Source organism: Yoonia sp. R2-816 (assembly GCF_046762905.1).
Lineage (GTDB): Bacteria > Pseudomonadota > Alphaproteobacteria > Rhodobacterales > Rhodobacteraceae > Yoonia.
On sequence record NZ_JBKQXN010000117.1, the window covers coordinates 1 to 20,575 of the forward strand.

Annotated in this window: 21 protein-coding genes; all 21 read left to right on the forward strand. The window is 55.9% G+C overall.

All coding sequences use genetic code 11. From position 1 onward, the window contains the following. Window positions 1-558 (forward strand): TcpQ domain-containing protein (locus ACFWW2_RS02335; RefSeq protein ID WP_393925803.1); only part of this gene is annotated, 558 nt, incomplete at its 5' end. Beyond that, window positions 558-2,018 carry a secretion protein gene (locus tag ACFWW2_RS02340; protein ID WP_393925805.1) on the forward strand — a complete coding sequence of 487 codons (1,461 nt, stop codon included), beginning with the start codon at window positions 558-560 and terminating at the stop codon, window positions 2,016-2,018. The genes ACFWW2_RS02335 and ACFWW2_RS02340, both read left to right, overlap by 1 nt. Continuing rightward, the gene (locus ACFWW2_RS02345; RefSeq protein ID WP_393925807.1) at window positions 2,018-3,328 is read left to right on the forward strand and encodes a hypothetical protein; all 1,311 of its coding nucleotides are present in this window, start codon (window positions 2,018-2,020) and stop codon (window positions 3,326-3,328) included. Before ACFWW2_RS02340 ends, ACFWW2_RS02345 begins: the two co-directional genes overlap by 1 nt. After that, window positions 3,325-5,565: a hypothetical protein gene (locus ACFWW2_RS02350; protein ID WP_393925809.1), complete on the forward strand. Its 2,241-nt coding sequence runs from the start codon at window positions 3,325-3,327 to the stop codon at window positions 5,563-5,565. Before ACFWW2_RS02345 ends, ACFWW2_RS02350 begins: the two co-directional genes overlap by 4 nt. After that, window positions 5,565-6,287 carry a hypothetical protein gene (locus tag ACFWW2_RS02355; RefSeq protein ID WP_393925811.1) on the forward strand — a complete coding sequence of 241 codons (723 nt, stop codon included), beginning with the start codon at window positions 5,565-5,567 and terminating at the stop codon, window positions 6,285-6,287. The genes ACFWW2_RS02350 and ACFWW2_RS02355 overlap by 1 nt, the downstream gene beginning before the upstream one ends. Continuing rightward, a complete protein-coding gene (locus ACFWW2_RS02360; protein ID WP_393925813.1) occupies window positions 6,284-6,868 on the forward strand; it encodes a hypothetical protein in 585 nt (194 codons plus the stop codon). Before ACFWW2_RS02355 ends, ACFWW2_RS02360 begins: the two co-directional genes overlap by 4 nt. A 176-nt stretch (window positions 6,869-7,044) precedes the next feature. Beyond that, on the forward strand, window positions 7,045-7,824 hold the full coding sequence (locus ACFWW2_RS02365) for a hypothetical protein (RefSeq protein WP_393925814.1): 780 nt from the start codon (window positions 7,045-7,047) through the stop codon (window positions 7,822-7,824). A 5-nt stretch (window positions 7,825-7,829) separates the two neighbouring features. After that, window positions 7,830-9,482, forward strand: coding sequence for an ATPase, T2SS/T4P/T4SS family (locus ACFWW2_RS02370; protein WP_393925816.1), 1,653 nt, complete (start codon window positions 7,830-7,832; stop codon window positions 9,480-9,482). 73 nt (window positions 9,483-9,555) lie between these two features. Then, window positions 9,556-10,602 (forward strand): hypothetical protein, encoded by a 1,047-nt coding sequence (locus tag ACFWW2_RS02375; RefSeq protein WP_393925818.1) that lies wholly within the window; start codon window positions 9,556-9,558, stop codon window positions 10,600-10,602. Window positions 10,603-10,652: 50 nt separating this feature from the next. Further along, window positions 10,653-11,231 carry a hypothetical protein gene (locus tag ACFWW2_RS02380; RefSeq protein WP_393925821.1) on the forward strand — a complete coding sequence of 193 codons (579 nt, stop codon included), beginning with the start codon at window positions 10,653-10,655 and terminating at the stop codon, window positions 11,229-11,231. Window positions 11,232-11,286: 55 nt separating this feature from the next. Further along, window positions 11,287-12,498, forward strand: coding sequence for a hypothetical protein (locus ACFWW2_RS02385; RefSeq protein WP_393925823.1), 1,212 nt, complete (start codon window positions 11,287-11,289; stop codon window positions 12,496-12,498). Then, a complete protein-coding gene (locus tag ACFWW2_RS02390; RefSeq protein ID WP_393925825.1) occupies window positions 12,492-13,583 on the forward strand; it encodes a hypothetical protein in 1,092 nt (363 codons plus the stop codon). The genes ACFWW2_RS02385 and ACFWW2_RS02390 overlap by 7 nt, the downstream gene beginning before the upstream one ends. After that, window positions 13,577-13,882 carry a hypothetical protein gene (locus tag ACFWW2_RS02395; RefSeq protein WP_393925827.1) on the forward strand — a complete coding sequence of 102 codons (306 nt, stop codon included), beginning with the start codon at window positions 13,577-13,579 and terminating at the stop codon, window positions 13,880-13,882. Before ACFWW2_RS02390 ends, ACFWW2_RS02395 begins: the two co-directional genes overlap by 7 nt. A 113-nt stretch (window positions 13,883-13,995) precedes the next feature. Further along, on the forward strand, window positions 13,996-14,340 hold the full coding sequence (locus ACFWW2_RS02400; RefSeq protein WP_393925829.1) for a hypothetical protein: 345 nt from the start codon (window positions 13,996-13,998) through the stop codon (window positions 14,338-14,340). After that, window positions 14,340-14,822, forward strand: a complete 483-nt coding sequence (locus tag ACFWW2_RS02405) for a hypothetical protein (protein ID WP_393925831.1) — start codon at window positions 14,340-14,342, stop codon at window positions 14,820-14,822. The genes ACFWW2_RS02400 and ACFWW2_RS02405 overlap by 1 nt, the downstream gene beginning before the upstream one ends. Window positions 14,823-14,825: 3 nt before the next feature. Then, a complete protein-coding gene (locus tag ACFWW2_RS02410; protein WP_393925833.1) occupies window positions 14,826-15,224 on the forward strand; it encodes a hypothetical protein in 399 nt (132 codons plus the stop codon). Further along, window positions 15,221-15,619, forward strand: a complete 399-nt coding sequence (locus ACFWW2_RS02415; protein ID WP_393925835.1) for a hypothetical protein — start codon at window positions 15,221-15,223, stop codon at window positions 15,617-15,619. The genes ACFWW2_RS02410 and ACFWW2_RS02415 overlap by 4 nt, the downstream gene beginning before the upstream one ends. A gap of 65 nt (window positions 15,620-15,684) precedes the next feature. Then, a complete protein-coding gene (locus ACFWW2_RS02420; protein ID WP_393925837.1) occupies window positions 15,685-16,545 on the forward strand; it encodes an ATPase, T2SS/T4P/T4SS family in 861 nt (286 codons plus the stop codon). Then, window positions 16,542-16,919, forward strand: a complete 378-nt coding sequence (locus ACFWW2_RS02425) for a TrbC/VirB2 family protein (RefSeq protein WP_393925839.1) — start codon at window positions 16,542-16,544, stop codon at window positions 16,917-16,919. The genes ACFWW2_RS02420 and ACFWW2_RS02425 overlap by 4 nt, the downstream gene beginning before the upstream one ends. Before the next feature lie 142 nt (window positions 16,920-17,061). Then, window positions 17,062-18,084: a TrbG/VirB9 family P-type conjugative transfer protein gene (locus tag ACFWW2_RS02430; protein WP_393925841.1), complete on the forward strand. Its 1,023-nt coding sequence runs from the start codon at window positions 17,062-17,064 to the stop codon at window positions 18,082-18,084. 18 nt (window positions 18,085-18,102) lie between these two features. Beyond that, entirely contained in the window at window positions 18,103-20,445 is a 2,343-nt protein-coding gene (locus ACFWW2_RS02435) for a hypothetical protein (protein ID WP_393925843.1), read from the forward strand. Window positions 20,446-20,575: the final 130 nt, after the last annotated feature.

Here is a 20,575-nt window from a genome sequence, read left to right on the forward strand (position 1 = left end):
CCGGAAACCGATTTTCGTGAAGCCCTGAACCGCACGCGCGCTCCGCTTGATGCGACAGGTGGCGCCAACACACCGGCTGCCGCGAACTGCACATATACCATTGTCGCGGGTGATACGTTGTCGCGCATTGCTGCGGCACGCTTGGGTAACGCGGCACGCTGGAGAGAAATCGCCACCCTTAATCAATCAACCATCCGCAATGTAAATGCTTTGCGCGTAGGCACTGTTATTCGCCTTCCTTGTGCAGGAAGCATGGTAGGGCAGGGGGCAATTCCTTCCCCCAATGCGGCTCCTGCCCTACCGACGCCAGCACCGATCCCAAGATGGACTGCCCGCCAAGGCGAGAGCTTTCTCGTTGCGGTCCAGAGATGGGCCCGCGCCGCCGGCTACACAGTCGTTGTTGAAACGAACGAGGATTGGACCTTCGCTGTGGATGTGAACGAGGAAGGCTCGTTTCGGGACGTTTTGCAGCGGGTTGTTCGCGGCTTTGGCGCGCAAGGGGCAGCGCCGGCCGTTCAGGTATTCAGCAACAACGTCATCAAGATTGGAGGTCTGTGATGTGGCGCGCGCTATGTAACGGTGCATTGATCGCCCTGACGATTGGCCTGACCGCCTGTGAGACGCATGATCAAGCTGATGCTCGGATTAACGAAGCGGCCCGTCTGACGGGTGAGCAAGCCGCGCGGCTTGCAGCGGCGCAACGGGGCGAAATACAGATTGTCGATAGCCCTTACTACGGTGAAGCAGTTCGTGTTCCACTCGGACAAACGCGCGGTCAACGCCTGCCGCAACGCGTTGAAGCTGCAAAGGGCAGCACCTTCAATCTCCGCAACAGCTCGCTTTCTGACTTCGCGACTGCCGTCACCAATCAAAATGACATCCCGGTCAATATTCGCACTCTCTACTCTACCCGAAACTGGGACGCCGTAGATGTCCGCCCATCAGCGCGGATTACGCTCAAACATGAAGGGGCACTCTCACGGGCGCTCGATATTGTAGCGGCCCGTACAGATACCCAGTGGAACTACGACGGTACCGCAATCGTTTTTGATTCGATGGTGACCGCAAGCTATCAGGTTCCCCTGCCAACAGGATCGTCAAGCTTCTCCTCAACGGTGGATGGCCTGCAGGCGACCGGGTCAACTGTCTCGCTTTCACGTAACTCCCGGTTTGAGCCTTGGGAAGAAATAGAAACACGCCTTGCACAAGCGGTACCGCCCCCTGGTGAGTTCATGCTGAACCGTAATGCAGGCACAATTACAGTACTTGGGCCACCGTCCGTTCAAGCGGCTGCGGAGCGTGTCGTCGATGAGTTCAAAGCGATTTATGGCGCACGCATCGGGCTTGAGATTGGCATCTTCTTTGTGGACAGCGAAAAGCTCTCCGAGTTTGAAGGCGGCATCGAGGGATCAGGGTCTCGCTACGAGATCTCCGGTTTGACCACTGCTCTTGCGGGCAATGGCGTTGCGACGCTCACGGGCGGCAATGCGACGTTGTCGTTCCGTGCGCTTGCGCGCAATGCAGCGGTTGTTGATTTCCGCCAGGCTTCAAGCATTGCCCAATCCGGTGTCTGGACCCCAACGATTATCCGCAGTTCCACGAACTACGTATCAGGGACAGAAACGTCGACAACCGATGGCGTGACATCCACTTCAATTCAGACAGGGACCGTCGATAGCGGCCTTTCCATTCACGCACTGCCTCGCATCGTCAACAATGGCAACATCCACCTGAGCCTTACAATTCTGCAGTCCAGTCTAAATGGGCTTGATGAGTTCACATCGTCCGATTCAACAGTACAACTGCCAAGCATTGACCAGCGCGCCTTGCAGAACGACGCAATCCTGTCGCCAGGTGAGACCCTTGTCCTTGCCGGATATGAGCAGGAATATACAACGCGCACTGAGCGGAGAAGTATTCTTTTCCTCGGCGGCACCAGCGACGCCAAAGTTTATAAGGTCCGGATGATCGTCCTGGTGCGGCCCGCTATTTTGGCGGTCGCCGAGGGTGACAGCTGATGGAGCCGCGTCTCTCTTCGGTTGGGGGACAACCAGTTGCCGTTGGGTTGACGTGGGAAATCGGCGGGTTTCCTCATCTGGCCAAGACCGTTCGCTTTGGGGCCGCCGGGCAGGGGTTCGCCTGTTATTCCGGCAGTATCGCCGAAGCGAAAAACGCAGATCTGATCGGCAAAATTCCTTTGGCGGCCTTGGTGGGCATGTCGCTTGCGGCTGAACGCGAAATCATCGCTGCGGTCATGCCGCTGGATGATGGCAGCTTCTGGAGCGCACAGTTCAAGGATGGGTCAGTTCTTATCGATAGCGAAGAACTGTTTGATGATGTCCAGTCTGTTCTCGAATGGGCCGCGCAATCCAAACGATCCAATGCCGTCGCGCAGATTTTTCTTCCAGACGGTTTTGTCGAAACCACCCGTGTTGCTGATACTGGTTTGGATCCGCAGACTTTGCCTTCACTGTCGTCTCTCTCACAGGAGAGACTGGACAGCGCACCAGTTTTTGTCGCTTACCGCGTCGTTACGCCAAAAGCAGCGCTGATCGCAGGTGCCGCGATTTCGGTTTTTGCGCTCGGGAGCCTGAGCCTAAGCGCTCTTGTAGATGCCCTGAACGCGCAGTCAGATGTACCAAGGGTGACTGAGACTGTTGTGTTGGAACAGTTCGCGGTGGATGGATCGTCATTTGCTGCTGCCTGTGTTGCGTCCCTGAGCGAAGAGTGGCCGGGCGTCCCTGGCTGGGAGATCGCGTCAGTCGGCTGTGCTTTGCCGAACAGTGTAAGGCCGATTGGCGATCCAGAAACGGCTGTCGTTTGGAAAGAATTCCAACGTGGGGCACGTTACGCTGCTATTTTGGGTAGCGAAGTCACAAGTGCGCGCATGGCAGAATTTATGCTGCGTGACTGGCCACATCTGAAAGAGATAGAGGAAGGCCGCATCGTTGTCGGCCATGGTCTTGAGACAAGTTGGGTTCCATTTGTCGTGTCAGAGGATTCGGTGTCCTTCGGAACGCAGGTCGAGAACGCGTTTATCTCTGTGCTGAAAGAAAGCGCTCAGCCGCAGGCTATCTCAGTAGGGCAGGGACAAGTGGTGACGCCCACGACCAACACGCACCAGGTGAAGCTCAATATCTCGTTGGAAGCGGCCTTCACGCTGGCCCGGGCTCTCGATGGGATCGAAATCAACACAATCACTTTTGAGGATAATGTCTCAACGGTTCTGTTGAGCCCAACGGCGTCGCGTTTCAGTCGCCCGGCAAACGCAGCTCTGACGCCAAAACCCACTCACCTATCCGTCACAACCCATGAGGTAACACCATGAACACTGTGCATTCGAAAATACTTGGCACCGTTTCCGCCCTGGCACTGATGCTGTGTAACCCGACGCCTTCAATTGCCCAAAGCGCTCTTCTGGACGACACAGCCCAGAATGCCCGTCGGGAGGTGCAGAACGCGCACTTAATGACGGCCTATCAGGCAATGGTGGCCTTAAATGGCGCCCACACAATGATGCGCCGCCTGGTCCAGATCAGTGATCTGCGCGCCGATTACGCTGATGAAGAAGATGGTGGTCCCCGTTATCTCGACATTGAACATGTCCTCAAAAACAAAACGGGTCGGATCGAGAGTTACACCCATCCTGATGGCGCGCGCCCATTTGACGCCCGTCTCCATGGTAAGCGCCACTACAACATTCGCTATCGTCTTTGCGGTGTCGGGACCGTGAACCCGGTCACCAACCTGCCGGAGCCGGGATTTGAGTATGTTCTCATGACGATCCTGCCCGACTTGCCTGTCTCCTATGGCGATATTCGGGAACTGGTTGCACAGGCTGGTGTCGGACATGATTTGCTGCAGGGTCTGACTGTAGAGCGCGACACCAGCCGCGCAATGCTTGGCATTCTGGACACGAAGATCAACCCGATGTTTGTTCCGGTTGGCAGTGATACCCATGATCAGAGTTCTGCAGCCGACATTCCAGAATGTCTGCTCGACACCAAGATCTGGAGCGGTGATCAGCCGCCGTCGCGACAGAGTCTTGCCGTGTTTGAATATGTGACACCACGTCAGTTGCAGTTCACCCATTCACTTGAGCGCGTCAGTGAAGCAGACACGACCCTTTGCACGAATTACCCGGACGCCGCAGATCGGGGTCTTGTTATTGGTCGCGCCTCCTTTGTACGCGGGCAATATACTGTTCGACGGGGCGGGGATTATGCGCCTTTGATGGCGGATGGCACACCGGTCCCCCAGAACTGGGCCTCTGATCTCATCTACGATGGCGGCTGTCGTGCGCCACAAGAGCGCCTTGGGACTATTCGGCAGGATTGCCAACGCACTGTGGCAGGCGTCGAAAGAACCCTCACCAATACCTATCGCGCGCAAATGCGAGAGGTGCCGCCTCAGCGCGGCTATTACCTCGAGGGAGAAGACAAGCAATGGGCACCCGTTGGTGCCGAGGCCACTTGGGAGCCGCATCTTTTGATGTGCGAGGGTCAGCTCCCCCGTTTGCAGGAGAACGCCACGACCCAATGGGAGACCCAGAACGGTCTGTCCTGTTCCGTCTTTGCATCGTTCCCGCAGGGAACCTACGACCGTCGTCGCCTGATCACAGACACCCATTACGAGCTGCCAAACAGCAATATCTCCTACGACATTCGTACATATGGCGATTGGGAAACCACACGTAATGACTGTCGGCGGACCAATGTTGCAACAGTCCGTGAGACGAGACGAACTGGTGGTTGCCTTGATCAATATCGTAACGTTCAGACCACAACGATTTCCTACATGGGTGGGGGCGCGCCGTCCGTCATGGTCAACTATATGCCATGGATCACGCAGGTTAACCAGTGCGCCTCGAACAACAATTCAAACGATGACGGTGGCCCAGAATATTATGACGTGGACGGTGACGGCATCGGCGACTTCCGTTCCGAGCAGGATGCCCGTGAGTTTGCGAAGGAGAACGGCATCCCGAGCTATGAGATCGATGAGGTGAAGCGCTGTGACTATCGCTGTGACGGGTCGTCGGTCAATCTGAACGCCAAGAGAAATGAGGGTAAGAAAGGAACTGGTGGTGGTGGTGGCGGTAGTATTGGCGATGCCTGGGAGGCGACCAAAGAAAGTTTCAAAAACGGAGTTAACGCGGTCAAAGAGGCGTTTAACGGCGGTAACCAAGGTGGCTCCGGCGGCGGTGGCGATGGAGGCGGTGGCGGTGGTTGTTTCTTAACGACGGCGATTGTCGAGCGTCGTGGTGAAGCTGATAACGGTCCAACATTGACCGCCCTACGCAACTTCCGTGATGACGTCATGGCCAACGATCCGAAGTTGCATCCATTCATTGCTGAATACTACGCGATGGCCCCCGCCATTGTCGCCGCAATCCCGGCGGATGACCCCGAGTGGGATTGGATTGAAAGTCAAATCGATCTCTGTGTCCGGTTGATCGCAATTGGGGATACCGAGCAGACGTTTGCGACATACAAGGCGATGGTCGAACGGCTTCAGAGCCGCTGGATACCTGTCACTCCGCCAAAAATCCAGGAGGATGCCTAATGGATATGCGGAAAATGATTGGTGCAACCGTTCTGGCACTTGCTGGCTGTGCTGAGCTTACAGTCGACGATCTGTTGGCCAACAGAGCCGTTTACGATCATTGGGACATTCAAGGGCAGTTTAAATCGGCGGATACTGTTCTCCAGAATGTCACACAACCCGATCTCGTGGAGTTGCTCACAGGTCATACTTTCGTCGGGTATGAAGAGAGCGGCGGTCTTGGCAAGGCATATGGCGCAATTTCCGTGGCATATTATGGGCCCAACGGCGTCGAGGAAGGCTGTGTCCTGAGCTTTAAGACCGGACGCCCGAAAGAGGGCGCCTACGCTCCTCACGATTGGGTATCGGGGATGTACGAAATCCCTGAATACCAGGTTCACTATCCACTTATGCAAACAACCGAATCCGATGGGTATGTCGGTTACGCCAACATGCAGTACAAGGCCGAAACGGGGCAACTCGCCACAATTGGTGTGTTCGGCCGTTACTGGGGCGACGTGCGCAAAGGCCACCTGCAAGCCGGCATTCCGGCCGCCGTGTACGCGGTCTGCCCGGAGTTTCCGTCGGCCGAAAGCCTTGGCACCTTCGTGAACGAGAAACAAACATCCTGGAATTATTTTGAGTTGGTCGAGCAGGACCCGGGCCAGCGCATCCACCGTCCGGATCTAGTGACTGCGTTCACGGCGATCCCTTTTGATCAGGTGCAGGGGGCCGCGCAATGACATGTATCAGGCTGGCAATACGCGCCGCCGGTGTGTTGTTATGTCACCTCATGCCATTAGGCCTTTCTGCCGAAACAGCGCCCATTGAAACCATTGCAAGCCAGGCTTACCCGAACGAGATTTTTCACAGCAAACTCGGATTTTACTACGTCCTTGACGCCAACCCGGGTCTTGCATGGATTCTCAACGGGAATGGGGAATTCGATACGTTGGTGGCGTATTCGAAAGCCGGCGACGTATTTAACGTCATTGAAAACGGTGAATGGGTCTTTGACATCGCTGTTGACCGTCAGGCAAGCCAAACTCAGTGGTCCTTCTCCAACGATCCGGAACTTCCCGACACACGGGTTTTTCTCCAGCAAATCATCGGGCAGGAACTGACCAAGCCCCTTGGCGATGTCATCCCGGCTGGTGCCCGGTTTGAGCCGGCGTTCACCATGTCCACGCCGGAGGGTGTGTATTTCACCTGGTATCCAGACGCCCGCGCACACGGGATCTTCGTCACCAATCTGGAGACGAACGACGAACGTTATGTTCCAATCACTGATTTGAAATCGGCTGTGGGGTGGGCGGGAGAATGAGACTTCAAGTGCCCCGGCCCTTTGAGCTCAGGAATGCCCTTGCCGGGTGTCTTGTTTTTTCCACACTCAGTGCGGCTTTGCCCGCATACGGGCAAGAACCCGAACAGGCTATTGCGACACAAGCGGAAACCCAACGTGTCTTCTCACCGTCTGGTGAGGTGTCAGGCGACAGGCCGGTGGCGCAGATTGTTGCGCAGACGGGCACCGTTCAGTGCCCTATTCATCTCCTGCAATCTGCCTATGACGAAGCCACAAGTGGCTATCAAGCCGCAGCCCGCTATGTGACCGCCATCGAAGTGATGCATCTGTGTCGGGAACATGACGATCTGTTCCGTCAAGTCATGGACGCTGAAGCAGCCCTGGTGCAAAGCTATGCGGATCTCCGTGCTGCGCGTGAGCTGGTGGAAGGCGCAGCTCCGAGCGTACTGCCTGCCGCTGTGGCCAGTTCAACAAGTCTAACGGACGCGCGCGATCTGTTCGACTCTTCTGGTGGGAATGACGACAGTGGGGAGGCGGCAGAGACCGATGCGCCTGTTGAAGCAGAAAAGGTGGTGGCGGAAAGTGTTTCCGCGCCAACCTGTGTGGAGCCACGCCCGGCGTCAGCATATGTTTTGATTGGTTCTTCAAATTCCGCCGGGGGTGAGCCTCGCGGCATTTTGGGCCTTGTCGACAGTCATAATCCGAATGGCGACTACTACGCAGAAAGTGTGAGCATTGGCGTAGGCGATTTTCTCGCAGGTGAGGTGGAAGTCTCCGAAGTCAACGTGCCCTGGAGTGACGAAGCCGGCGCGCCATCTGTTGTTCTCAGTGATTGTGCCGGCTCTGTAAGACTGACGATGGTGTCTCAAATGCCGTCAGGGCATTTTGTTAACCCCAACATCACCTACCGCAATTTGCAAACCGGTGCGGCGCGTGAGGTTGATGCTACTGTGGTGACGCCACGCGGGGGTGAGTAACACACATGCTGTTCAAATTCCGCACGCCAAAACAAGCCAACAGCTCATTGGCCAAATTGCTTGAGAATGGAACATTCGATGTCGGCTCGCCTGAGTTTCGGCGTTTGTGTGCAGTCCAGGTGGATGGGTTGTGTTTGGTGGCGAGCGGCTATCAGCATGACGCCGAGATGCGAACAGAGCGCAAGAAGCTGGTGGATACCGGGCGCATCCCGGCCATCACTGAAACCCGCATCGTTACGCTCTCAGAGGTGGCGGAAGCCTACAATGCCCGGGCGCCGCGGGCCGGAGATAAAACAGACGGTACCACACTTGCCAGTACTGTGGATGTTCGCATGCGTGTTGAAGGTCTGCTCGTGGATTGTGCCAATGCGCGCGCCAGTGATTTGGCAATCGTTTTACGCGACTTCCATACGGATCTTCGCATGAAGGTTGGTGGCGCCTGGCATGATTTCAAAGACCAATGGACACGGGACGAAGGACGCGTTGCGTTGGAGTGCCTGTTCAACGCCCGTGAGGAGGGTTCGGGTCAGACGGTCCGTGAACAACGAAGCTTCCAGTCCTTTTCCATTACGTCCACAGAAACGCTGCGCCTGCCGGGCGGGGTTGTAAAGCTGCGCGGCCAACGCGGATTTCATGAGACCGCGGCTGATATTGGCGACCATCATGTGGTGCGTTTTTTCTATAACGAAGGCGACAAGAACACCTCGACAATTGAAAGCCTTGGATTTGATGCGGAGATCCTTGAGGCATTTGAGAGTATGCGTCATTCCAGTGACGGGGCGATGATTGTTGGAGGATCGACCGGGGATGGTAAGTCGACAACTCTGATCCGCTCGGTTCAACGTTTGATCGAAAAAAAGCAAGGGCGCACGAGCGTCGTCACGATCGAAGATCCGGTCGAGATGCGCCTTGATGATCCGGCGATCATGCAAATTCCGGTGTCTTCGGCAGGTGATGGTGAGAACCGTGAAGAAGTGTACCGCCGGGCGCTGATGCATTTCAGCCGTGTTAATCCGGACGTCGGGATTATCTCGGAGATGCGAGACGGTTACGGTGCGCGACAGGTTCTGCAGTTCGTCAGTTCCGGGCACATGTGCTACACGACGATCCACACGAACAGCGTCAACGAAATACCGTTCCGCCTGATTGGGTGGGGCATACCGGCGGCCGAGATTGCGCGTCCTGGCTTGCTCAAGGTGATGGTTCAGCAAAAGCTTGTGCCACATCTTTGTAAAGACTGCTCCGTCCCTTTCGACGGCTCTCAGGTTTTGCCGAAGTATTTACGCATTCTTGATGCCGACCAACTTGCCGCCCTGCGGTTTCGCAAACCTGGCGGCTGTCCTGCGTGTGTGAAGGATTACACTGGGGTAGGGAAGATCGCATGGGCGGGCTATGAGCGCCTCATTGCGGTGGGCGAGCTGGTTGCGCCTGATGAGACTTACCTCGCCTGTATTGGACGCAACGACGGGTTGGGTGCGATGCAACACTGGCGCAAGCCGAAAGAGCAAGGTGGGCTTGGTGGCGTCACGATCGGGGAAAAAATTCGCCGTGATGTGCTGATGGGTCTGGTTGATCCAGACGATGGCCGTGACCGTGGTGCGGGGGATGTGGCTCTCGGGCCCAAGTCCGTCGCCGCCGCAACAGGGCGGGGGGCTTGATTTGGCTGCCGCGACGCAACCTCTGAAACTCAGGCACGCAATGTCTGCCGTCCTGCCGCCGTGGAACATCGCAATGGCACGATCGATGTTTCATGCAAAGGATCGCGCCGATGCCTGGGATGTTATCGCTGATCTGATGGAAAGCGGGCTGGACGACAATCGTGCGATCGCAGCTGCCGCCCACATGTTCCGCCTTCGCGGGAAACGCGCTGCCGCGATGGTGCTTGAAGACCTCGAACAGTCTTTTGCACGTGGTGCATTCGCCGAAACCGTCAAGCTTGTGGCAAAGGGGTCAGAAGCCTTGTTGTTTGCGAATGTGGGCAAGGTGACGGGTTCGGTTGTCTATCGTGGTGCCGCGCGGGTTTTGCGCAATGAGAAACTCATCAGCAATGCTGTGTTTGAAGCCCTGGCTAAACCCGTGGCGTTGCTGCTGGCTGTGATTGGGCTCATTATTGCAATGGGTATGCGGCTGTTTCCGGCATTCGAAGCCCTGACGCCACGCAATCAATGGCCATCGCTTACGCGCTTTATGGCCAGTGTATCAGAGTTCGTCATTGTCAGCGGATGGATCGGCGCAATCGGGTTTGTGGTGCTCTGCGTGCTGATCGCTCTGTCTTTGCCACTCCTGGCGAGTGCGAACGGCAGTGCGATCCGTAAGCTTCGCGCGTTTTTGGATCGCTATCCGCCATGGAGCTTTTACCGTCTTTCAACGGGTGCCTCCTTTGCTTTTACGATCGTTGAAATTGCGCGTTCAGGGGGCACGATCAGTGGCCCAACACTGGCTGATATGACCAAACACGGTAGCCGGTACACAAGTACGAATGTGGCGCGCATGGCCGAAGCGCTCAACAGTGGTCAGTCTCTGGAGGAGGCGTTTCAGGGAGGGGGGTCATTCCCTGATCCTGAGCTCAACGCGGTCATGGGGGTTTTGGCCGGGCAGCCGAATGCCCTTGAGAACTTTGGTGTCTACACGGATCGCTGGATGCTTGCGGCGGAAAAGCGTGTGAAGGCCAAAGCCGCAATCATCAACATGGTACTGATCACGCTCATTGCCGCAGTAATCATCAGCGTTGTGACCGCCATCTTCAGCGTCATCTCATCGGTCCAGAGTGGTCTGTAGAAGCCGTTAAAGACCGACGGCCCGCCGCCATCTTAATAGAGGAAAAATGGATGTTTAAGGAAGAAACGACTGCAAAAATACATAAAGCACGCCCTCGCCGAGGTCGTCGTTCGCGTCGTGGCACCGATCTGTTCAGCGCAATTCTTTACCTCACCATTTTCGTGATGGTGATTGCAGGCACGATCGCAATTTACAACAGCGTCATGACGGGTGTGCGCAACGTTCAGCTGCAAACACTGATGATGCGCACTGCGGCGAGTGTTGAAAGCAGCTTTCGCGCGTTTCCGACGTATGACAGCGGCAGCCTTCTTGGAATCATCAAGAGCCGCGGTGAATTCTCAGATCGCGAGATCTACAAGACTGGCACGACTTATCACATGCGCTCGCCATTCGGAACCGACATGAGCGTCATGGGGAACGGTACGCATAACTTCACCATCACCGTGAATGATCTCAAGGAAAGGCCTTGTGAGAAGCTGTTGGAGGCAATGATTCACCCTGGTCGCACCGTGCATGGTGTGACTGTAAATGGTGGCACACCATTGAAGCTTCCATACAGCAATGCGGACATCTCGACGGAGTGTTCGGGTGCAACCGACGGGCTCTATAATGTCGGCATTAAATTCTAGTGGCTCTACTGTGGGACACATGGGGCGTCAGTATCCATCCATTCAAGGAGTTGCCGTGACTCTGATCCGCAACCTGTCTTACGCAGGACCCCACCGACGTCATCGGCGCGGCGTGTCGCTGTTTGCAGTGACATTGGGGTTGTTGGTCGGGGTGGTCATGATCAACTACGTGATTGAAGATCTGGGGCGTGCGCAAAAACGCGAATCCGGCCGCCATCTCGCCGAAGTCGCATCTGTCATGGCCCAACGTTGGGAAGTGCTTGTGCGCAACTGCGCCATGGATCCGCTGTCTTGGTCTTGCGGTTTATCTGAAGCCTCAGCCTACACCTTGATGGGGTATAATACCCTGCCAGGCGTGGCAGGTCTGGAGGTGCATCGAATTCCGGAGACCCTGCGGGTTCGCGCGATGCAACCTGCGCATTGGGTCGGGGATACGCCTGTTCCATTGGCCAACGGAATCACAGCGCGGGCCTATGCGGTTTCTGTGACCCAGGCGCCTATCGCGACCGGCATGTTGGTTTTTGAAGTGGCATCCAGTGTGGATGTGTTGACGCGCGAAAGCTTTCGCGCAGCCCTCGTTGACTGGGCAATCAGTGTTGGTGAAGGGGAAGAAATCGTCGGGGTTGAACAGGTCTTCTTTGCCGTGATGGGGCGTGATCCGCTTGTCACTGAAGTCCCTGTCTTGACCTATCCTTTTGTTACTGTGGAAAGTGACTGGGTCTTGCGTGAACCCTGGGTGGGACACAGCGGGCAATCCATGCGCGCGGAACTTCGCATGGCTGCAGATGCTGCGACGGCGGGGGACATCATCAATGTCGGCAGCCTGGAAGCTCTTGCGTCTTTCAAGGTGGCTGTTGAGACGGCCGATGTGCAGTCAATGGTTTCCAAAGGTCACCTGACCACACAATCGCTCAGGGGCGTAGATTTTGTCGCAGCGGAGTTGAATGCGGGCGGTCTGGCGGTCAGCGATGCGCTCATCGCGGACGCTATGGTCGTTGTGAACCAACTCAATGCCCGGACTGTGACAATTGCAGACAGTGATGATGGGATTAACACCTCAGACAGTGAAACGGTGAACGCCGGCACATTGAAGGGTGATGCTCTCACCCTGCCGGGTCAGTTGCAGGCGGGAACAGTAAGTGTTGGCGATAGGCTGCAGGCTGATCTCATCACGATCGACCGTGATGTCTTCGTCGGCGGTGATGTTCTGGGCGGTGGCCTGACAGTCAATAACCTCACAGCAATCGATGGGTGTAATGGATGTTGAGACCCCTTATCCTACGCCGCTTAAACAAACGACGCCACGCGCATCGCGCGCGCCGCGGCCTGTCCATGTTTGAGGCGGTTCTGACGATATTTGTCGGCGTCATTATCGTCAGTGAAGCAATACGATTCTTCGAAGTGGAAGGGCACAAGAAGCGCAATCTGGTCGAGATCCAACGGGTCGCGGATTTGGCGGATTTGGGCGAGCGCTATGTCAGGCGCGATCTGCAGGATTTGATCACGACAATCGGCGTTGGCAATATCCTGCAAGTGAGTGTTGCAGATCTGGAAGCCACTGGATTGGTTATGGATGGCTTTTCAAGCGCATCACCCACGCGTCGCGCTGTGGATCTCTGGCTCTATGCGCCGAAAGCCTCGGAAGTCATTGTTCTGGCGCGTGCGCACGGGACTGCTGAGCTGGTCAATGTGCCATCCTCGGTGGCAGGCACTGGTCTCATCGGCTACGTGGCAGATTGGAAGCCAACGGTCTTGCAGGGCGTGGGCTTGAACTGGGATGTCAGCACACTTCAAGCAGCTCTGGGTTGGCCTGCTGTCAATGATTTGATCGCCGTGCGTTATTTGAACTTTGATGCTGATGTGCGGCCTTATTTGCACCGGGATGCCCTGACGGTTGGCGGTGTTGTTCTCAACCAGATGTCGGCGCCTTTGGACATGGGTGGCAATGATATCGTTAACGCCGGAAATTTGTCAGCGTCGCAGCTCACATTACAGACGCTTATTGCGGAAGATGTTGTGTCCGGTGTGTTGGAGAGCGTCAATATCAACGTCACCGATGCTGTGTCTGTGTCCGGAACGCTGACGACTGTCGATGCCACGATTGCCGGAGCAGCGCAGGTTGAGGATATGACCGTAAACGGCGAATTGACGGCAGGATCGGTTTCGGCGAGCGGCGCTATTTCGGCAGCCTCTGCGGAAGTAGAGGGGACGATTTCCGCAAATGCAATAACCGTTGCAACAGAGTTGAATGCCGAAAGCGTTGTCACTGGAAGCCTCGGGGTCGGCAGCGACATGACGGCAGATCAAGGTGTGTTTCAGACCGTTGTCACCGGGGGATGTACGGGATGTTGAAATGGTCGCTACCAATTTGTGTGGCGATGATTGTGGTCAGCACTTCAAGCATTGCGGAGGAGCACGCCGGTCAGCGGGATGAGAATGATCAAGCGCTTCGCGACCTGCAAATCGCACGCGCTGATCTGATCGCCAACATCAAACAGTTGCGCGCCATTCAAACCTATCAAGAGGCCCTGCAGCAATCTGATGGAGCGCTCATGGAAACGCGCCTGGTGCCAAGTGGCCTTTGTGCGCCTGACATGGCGCATCTCTGCGCGCTGTTCCCGGTCACATTCGGCATATGGGGAACAAATTGACGACGTTGGCAGATGCGGCAATGCGTCAATCGAGGGGTATGGCATTGGTCATGATCTTAGCTGTCACTGGCTGCACATCAAACTTTGAGCCTTTCGGCCTGGCATCGCCACGCATGACACCCGTGCAAGAATGTGCGATCGGGTACGATCTCGCACAGCAGATTTACACACATGTCTCACTGACGGATACGGTGATCATCGCGCCCCGCCGCAAGACAGGCTGCGAGACCTATGCCATCGCATATCTTCAGCAAGCCGGGTTCAAGATCGATGATCGAGGCGCGCGGGGCGGTTTTGAGGTCGAAGTTGTCAAGAGTGATAGTTTTGTCGTTACGGCGACGGCTGTGGTGGGTGAGCGCCTGAAGCTGTCTCGCAATTATGAGCTGGCGGAGACCGGCGTTTATGCGGTCTCTGACATTACCATTCTGGAATTGCCAGCATTCGCGGAGCTGCGGTGATGGTATTGGTCATGGGATCTCTTGTTGCCTGGTTGGCAGTGGCGATAGAGGACATGCGCCGCTTTGAGATAAATCCGTGGTGGGTCTTCGCTGCGACGGCAAGTTACCTGGTGGCGAGCGCTCTCAACGCGACCCCAACACCTGATACAATTCTGTATTCGAAGACAGCCTGGGTGGTCGTTGTTGCAGATCGCCTGTTGGCCGGCCTTGTTGGCGTTGCAGGTGGTCTGATGATTTATTTGCGCCGCCGTAGCCTGATTGGTCAGGGTGACATTTATCTGTTTGGAGCGATGTTTGCGGTCGGTGGTTTGAAGTACCTCGTGTTGACGGTGACGCTGTTTGCCGGGTTCTCCTTCGCGACCTGTCTTTCCTACATGGCCATCCGGAATAAGCCGTTCTGGAAATGTGGATATCCGGCTGGCGTTCCGGCGGCCATGACAGCATCTGCGATGATTTTCGTGATGTTTCGCATAGGGGGATAGGAGATGCGCAGGAAACTCCCAAACCGCCGACGTTCTGAAAGCCGCCGCGTCGTATGGCAATCGCCACTTAATCCTTCAGCAGCAGAGCAGACGATCTATATCAGTATCGGCTTTTTTGAGGATGGGCTGACGCCTCGCGAGGTTTTCTATGACAGCGGTTATCGCACCGGGTCCGACCTTGAAACCCTGGCGTCCGACGTTTGCATCTGCCTGTCGATCTTTCTGCAGCATGACGGCGTATCCATGGATGATTTTACCAAATCCCTGGCCCGTGAGCTCAACCTGCGCACAGGCAAGGCGGAGTTTGCGAGCCTGGTGGGTGTGTTCATTGCCGAGTTGTTGAAGCCTCCGGCTTGGGCTGCGCAGGTTTTGGCGGCGCAAGAGCAGGAGGACCAAGTGTGACTTATAACCCGCGTCGCCCGTTCTTGTCTTTGATCATTGGTATGGATCGTCTTGCCGTCGGCATGTCCCAAAGGGTTTGCCCAACACCAAGCGTCCCGCGGATCGAAGAGCGGATACCGGGTATGGTGTTTGTCCATGCGACCCGAAAGAATTTCGGATCAAACTCCGCAATTTTGCGCAAACAGATTATGACGCCGATGAACAAGGGCAGCAAAGGGATCGTCACGTTTGGAGAAAAGCTGAAGATCGCTGTGATGCCGAGAAACCCCATAACGCAGCTGGCGAAGGGTATAGGTTCACATCCGGCAACAAGAAGCGGTTGTGACATGGCCTGGTCGATCCGCGGCATGGTGGAAAGCTCCTCTACGCTATGCGCGCGAGGTTACTTCAAATGAGCCGCGATTTGAAGCGCCCTGTTGATCCCCGCCTCGCTGATCTGGCGGGGTCCGTTTGGGCACATTTGATTGATGATCAAGTGGTCGAGATTTCTCTCAATGACGATGGTGCATTGTTCGTTGAGCGTTTCGGGTCTGCGCCGCAAAGGGCAGGGGAGATGCGTCCACAGGAGGCGGAGCGCTTCATTCGATACTGCGCCAATAAGGGAAACGCAGCATATACTGCGGACCAGACGATTGTTTCCACGCGCATCGCCACAATGCATCACCGATTGGAAGCGATACTCCCGCCCAACGTCGCCAGTGCGTCTTTCTCAATCCGCAGGCACCGGGACCAGGTCTCCGATTTGAGTGAGTTTGTGCGTGACGCGGGCTTTCTGTCTGTGATCAGGCAGGCCATCAAAGACAAGAATAACCTGCTGATTTCAGGTGGGACCGGCGCAGGCAAGACCAGCTTTGCCAATGCGTGCCTGGCTTACCTGGCAGACGTAGCCGCTGATCAGCGCTGTGTGGTTCTTGAGGACACAGCCGAGCTTCAGGTTCCAATGCCAAACACACTTAGACTCATCAGTTCAGAACAGATCAGTATGGATCGCCTGTTGGTGTCCACGCTCCGGCTGGCTCCCAAGCGGATCATCGTCGGTGAGGTGCGCACGGGGAAAGTCATGACATTGTTGCTGAAAGCATGGAACACCGGTCATCCGGGCGGCATCACCACAATTCACGCCAACAGTGCGATGGACGTACTTCCGCGGGTCCAGATGCTGTGTGCAGAGGAGATTCAAGGCGGCATTGATGCCTTGATCGCCAGCTCGTTGGATCTGGTTGTGCACCTGTCGCGCGGGCAAGACGCCCCACAAGTTACAGAATTAGCACGCGTAGCGTGTGTGAACGGAACATTTGTCCTGGAGGAAATCTACACATGAAAACGACTATCAACACAGCTCTTGTCGCAGGAGCTATGAGCCTGTTTCCGTATCAAGCCCTGGCCAAAATGACAGAGGCAAATGAAATATTTGGAGGAACGACCAACCCCATTGGTCAGTTTGTCGGGTTCTTGACGGGCGGCTTCGCAATCGGTGTCGCCGTCATTGCTATCGTCGTGATGGGTGGAATGATCATCTTCGGTTCTGACTTTGGTGGCTTCGGTCGTCGTGTTCCGATGGTTTTGTTGGGGGTCGGGTTTGTGATTTTCTCCGTCAATGTTGTGCAGTTTCTCACAGGTTCTGATGTCTCGGGCATGATGTACGACCCCAACACCCTCTACATGTCCAGCACAGCTCCGCTGTCTCATCACTAGAGCCGTGTGAGACCTCACGAACCATCCTGAAAGGCACCACATTATGATGCGTAATTCATTTATGATCTCTGCCGTTTTTGCCGTTTGGTGTGGGCACACGCTCGCCCAGGAAACACCTGACATAGACTTGCTAACGCAAGAGATGGCTGCAGAGATCCAGAGCGGCAATGCGTCGACGATTCCGGATGTTGTCGGCACAAATGAACCGCAATCAGAACAAGGTGGGGCTGGAGAGCTTGGTCAGAGGTCTCCTGAAGCCGAGACAGCGGATACCGCACCTGTCGCACCTGTTATTGTCACGCAACCAATGCCGTCAGAGGCGGCCGCGCCCCCAAAACTGACCCAGGAAGAACTAACCTCTCAGGCGGCGGACAAGTGGATGGATCGCACCACATCTGTTGGCATGGGCAGTGTGGGACGGCTTGTGCAAACCTATGATGGCTCAATCGCGCGCCTTGTCTGTCAAACCGGCTTGGTCTGTAATATTGAATTCGAGGCGGGGGAAAAGTTCAGCGATACGCCCATCCTGGCCGATCCGGCCCGCTGGATTATGACGCCCCGCTTACGGACATCACCCGATGGCACCGATACGCAGTACCTTGCCATCAAACCGGCGGACGATGCGGAGACAACGACATTGACGGTTTATACAGATCGTCGGATTTACCCGATCATGTTGGTGCCCTCGCGCACGTCTCATACCCATATCCTGACATTTAGCTACCCCGACACGCGTGAGCGTGAAATGCGAGAGCATCTGGCCGCGCAGGCAGCGGCCGCAGAGGCGCGGAAGGCAAGGGCCGCGGCAGCACGGGCAGCTGAACGTCAGGCGGCAGAGGTCGCGCGCGCCGCAGCTGTCAGGCAGCGCGGTGTCGAGACCACGCAAGGCGCAGTTCCGGCTGAAGACCTGGATTTCAACTACACCATTTCTGGCGACGGAGATTTCCGGCCGCTCCGCGTCTACACGGATGGCCAGAGAACATATGTTGATCTGCCCGACAATTATCGCGGCGAAACGCCTGTCTTGCTTGCAGGAACAGGCCAGAGCAACGGGGTGGTCAATGTGCGTGTCAGTCGTGATGGGCGTCAACTCATTGCGGACCGGTCCTTGAGGCGTTTCTCACTGCAAGTTGGTCGCACCAGAATTCGCGTTTCGAAGCGATAGATCAGGAGGGGTTTGTTCATGCAGATGTCAGACATGCTCAACTACGCGCACCGCGTCGCGCCGGGTGTGATCATCTGCAAAGACGATGGTTTTCTTGCAGGGTGGAAGCTGAATGGGCTGGACAACGAAAGCGTTGATCCTGACGAGCTCCACGCCACCCTGGAGCGGGTTGCGCGGGGGGTGAGCGAGCTGCAAGAGGGTGATGCCCTATGGCTCACACTTTGGCGGGCTTTAGCGCCTACAGCAAAGCTCAGTCAGACCGACGTAGATCACCTTGAACCTGCGGTGGCTCTTGTGGTCAGCGAAAACGCGGAAATTGAAACCGACGGTGAGATTTACGAGAACAGCATTCATGTCGTCTACAGATGTGCGTTGGAAGATGATTTCCCGACTATGGAACAACGGCTGGAGGCGTTCGAACGTCGTCGGGAGGTCGTCCAAAACATCCTTGGTTCAGTCTTTGAATTGACCCGCCTTGGAACGCATAAAGTGCAGACGGAATCCGGTGGGTCGTTTGAAACTGATGAACTTGCCGATCTGGTGGCGACGATGGCGGCCGGTCGACCGATCCAGCAACGCCTCTCCCGGCAACAGGACATTTATCTGGACGCAGCATTAGCCGCGGACTACGAACAACCGGGATTCCAGGAAGTCCCGCGTCTGGACGGGCAAGAGGCGGCATTTATCAGTATTGAAAGCTGGCCGCAGGATTACGATCTTGATGCTTTGGCAGCCCTTGAGACCCTGGATTTCGATTACCGCTGGACGGTGCGTTATATTGTTCAATCACAGACCAGAACCCGCGCAGCTGTCACCGCTCTTCGCAGGCGCTGGCGGCAAGCGGGCTCCAATCTTCTGGGCAATATACTGGGGGCGCAATCTCAGGACCGGGATCTCCACGCAGACATGATGGCCAATTCCCTGGACGGGGTATCCGTTGATTTGGGCCGCGGTCTTCGGTTTGGCGAACTCACGAGTACAATTACGGTTTTGGCTGGAGATGGCGAAGATCCGGCACGAGACTTGCGTCGCAAGATCGCCGCTGTTGACCAGGTTCTCATGGCCAATGGATTTAGAGGCCGTCGGGAACGCGTGAATGCCCGGGAAGCCTATCTCGGCTCACTCCCGGGTCACATGGCAATGCAAGCCCGCTCGAGCACAATGTCGGCGTTTAACTTCGCAACGCTTATCCCTTATCGATCGTTCTGGAACGGAGAGCGGTATTGTCCTTGTGATAGGTTCCCGCCGAAATCACCGCCTCTGATGCTGGCGCATTCCGCCAGGGGTGAATTGTTCCAGTTCAATCTTCATGTCAAAGATGTCGGTCATACGATTGTTGCTGGCCCAACAGGCGCCGGTAAGTCCGTATTGCTGGGCGCGATCGCCGCGCATTTTCTCAAGTATGAGAATGCGCAGGTGTTCTACTTCGATAAACATTGCTCAAGTCGCCATCTTTGCAACGCAGTAGGTGGCAGCTTTATCGAGTTTGGTGCTGGCGAGGGGCGCGGGCTCGCGCCGCTCGGCAACATCCAAGAGGTTGGTCAGGAATGGGCGGAGAAGTGGGTCCGGATGATCCCGCGTCTGGCCGATAAAGACGCCTCACCCAAAGATGGCGACGAATTGGTTGAAGCCGTGCGCAATCTTTCTGACACGGGTGGTGGGTCGCTCACCGATATCCGTGATTTTGTTCTTGGCAAAGATGCGGGCACGGCCGTTGAGCGCTTTCTTGGGTCTGAGGGCAGGCCAGCGATCCTGGACGGAAAGATCGATACGCTGGAATGGAAACCGCTGACCGTATTTGAAGCTGAAGAGTTGTTTCAATACGATGAGGCAACTTCCTTGTTGGCTTTGGATTATATCTTCCGTCGCTGTGAACAACGCTTTGATGGTCGCCCAACACTGGTTGTTTTTGATGAAGCCGCAGCCTTCCTGCGTCACGCATTATTCAGGACACAAATAGCGGAATGGCTCCGGGAGGTGCGGAAGAAAAACGTTTCAATCGTCATGGCCACACAGCAAGTCAGTGATTTCGTCAACTCAGGTATTGGTGCCAGTTTTGAAAACGTACACTCCTATGTGTTTTTGCCCAATGCGAGGGCGGCTTCAAAAAAGACAGCTGATGCCTATCGCGAGTTCAACCTGACGGATCGCCAGATTGAAGTCATATCGATGCTTGAGCCCAAACGAGATTACTACGTCATGAAGCCGCAAGGGTCGCGGGTCATGAACTTCAGGTTTGGTGCCGCAAGTTTAAGCCTTTTTGCAAAGACCGATAAGACGGCAAGTGATCGTGCCAAACGTCTTGCCGCAGAGAGACCTGACTACTGGATTGAAGATCTTCAACACGACGCTGCAAGTTAGGAGACGACTATGTTGACATCGCAGATAGTGAAACGTGCCCTGCTGCTGGCCATGCTTTCATCAGCGCCGGCCACAGCCGGAACCGTCGCAGGGACAGGCGGCGCTCTCGAGACGACACAATGGTTGAATC

What these genes read in the sequence shown, in the direction of transcription:
- ACFWW2_RS02360 (WP_393925813.1), top strand. Translation starts at nt 6,284, where the DNA reads ATGACATGTATCAGGCTGGCAATACGCGCCGCCGGTGTGTTGTTATGT.
- ACFWW2_RS02405 (WP_393925831.1), top strand. Translation starts at nt 14,340, where the DNA reads ATGGTATTGGTCATGGGATCTCTTGTTGCCTGGTTGGCAGTGGCGATA.
- ACFWW2_RS02345 (WP_393925807.1), top strand. Translation starts at nt 2,018, where the DNA reads ATGGAGCCGCGTCTCTCTTCGGTTGGGGGACAACCAGTTGCCGTTGGG.
- ACFWW2_RS02410 (WP_393925833.1), top strand. Translation starts at nt 14,826, where the DNA reads ATGCGCAGGAAACTCCCAAACCGCCGACGTTCTGAAAGCCGCCGCGTC.
- ACFWW2_RS02350 (WP_393925809.1), top strand. Translation starts at nt 3,325, where the DNA reads ATGAACACTGTGCATTCGAAAATACTTGGCACCGTTTCCGCCCTGGCA.
- ACFWW2_RS02390 (WP_393925825.1), top strand. Translation starts at nt 12,492, where the DNA reads ATGTTGAGACCCCTTATCCTACGCCGCTTAAACAAACGACGCCACGCG.
- ACFWW2_RS02430 (WP_393925841.1), top strand. Translation starts at nt 17,062, where the DNA reads ATGGCTGCAGAGATCCAGAGCGGCAATGCGTCGACGATTCCGGATGTT.
- ACFWW2_RS02395 (WP_393925827.1), top strand. Translation starts at nt 13,577, where the DNA reads ATGTTGAAATGGTCGCTACCAATTTGTGTGGCGATGATTGTGGTCAGC.
- ACFWW2_RS02340 (WP_393925805.1), top strand. Translation starts at nt 558, where the DNA reads ATGTGGCGCGCGCTATGTAACGGTGCATTGATCGCCCTGACGATTGGC.
- ACFWW2_RS02400 (WP_393925829.1), top strand. Translation starts at nt 13,996, where the DNA reads ATGACACCCGTGCAAGAATGTGCGATCGGGTACGATCTCGCACAGCAG.
- ACFWW2_RS02380 (WP_393925821.1), top strand. Translation starts at nt 10,653, where the DNA reads ATGTTTAAGGAAGAAACGACTGCAAAAATACATAAAGCACGCCCTCGC.
- ACFWW2_RS02355 (WP_393925811.1), top strand. Translation starts at nt 5,565, where the DNA reads ATGGATATGCGGAAAATGATTGGTGCAACCGTTCTGGCACTTGCTGGC.
- ACFWW2_RS02370 (WP_393925816.1), top strand. Translation starts at nt 7,830, where the DNA reads ATGCTGTTCAAATTCCGCACGCCAAAACAAGCCAACAGCTCATTGGCC.
- ACFWW2_RS02435 (WP_393925843.1), top strand. Translation starts at nt 18,103, where the DNA reads ATGCAGATGTCAGACATGCTCAACTACGCGCACCGCGTCGCGCCGGGT.
- ACFWW2_RS02425 (WP_393925839.1), top strand. Translation starts at nt 16,542, where the DNA reads ATGAAAACGACTATCAACACAGCTCTTGTCGCAGGAGCTATGAGCCTG.
- ACFWW2_RS02375 (WP_393925818.1), top strand. Translation starts at nt 9,556, where the DNA reads ATGGCACGATCGATGTTTCATGCAAAGGATCGCGCCGATGCCTGGGAT.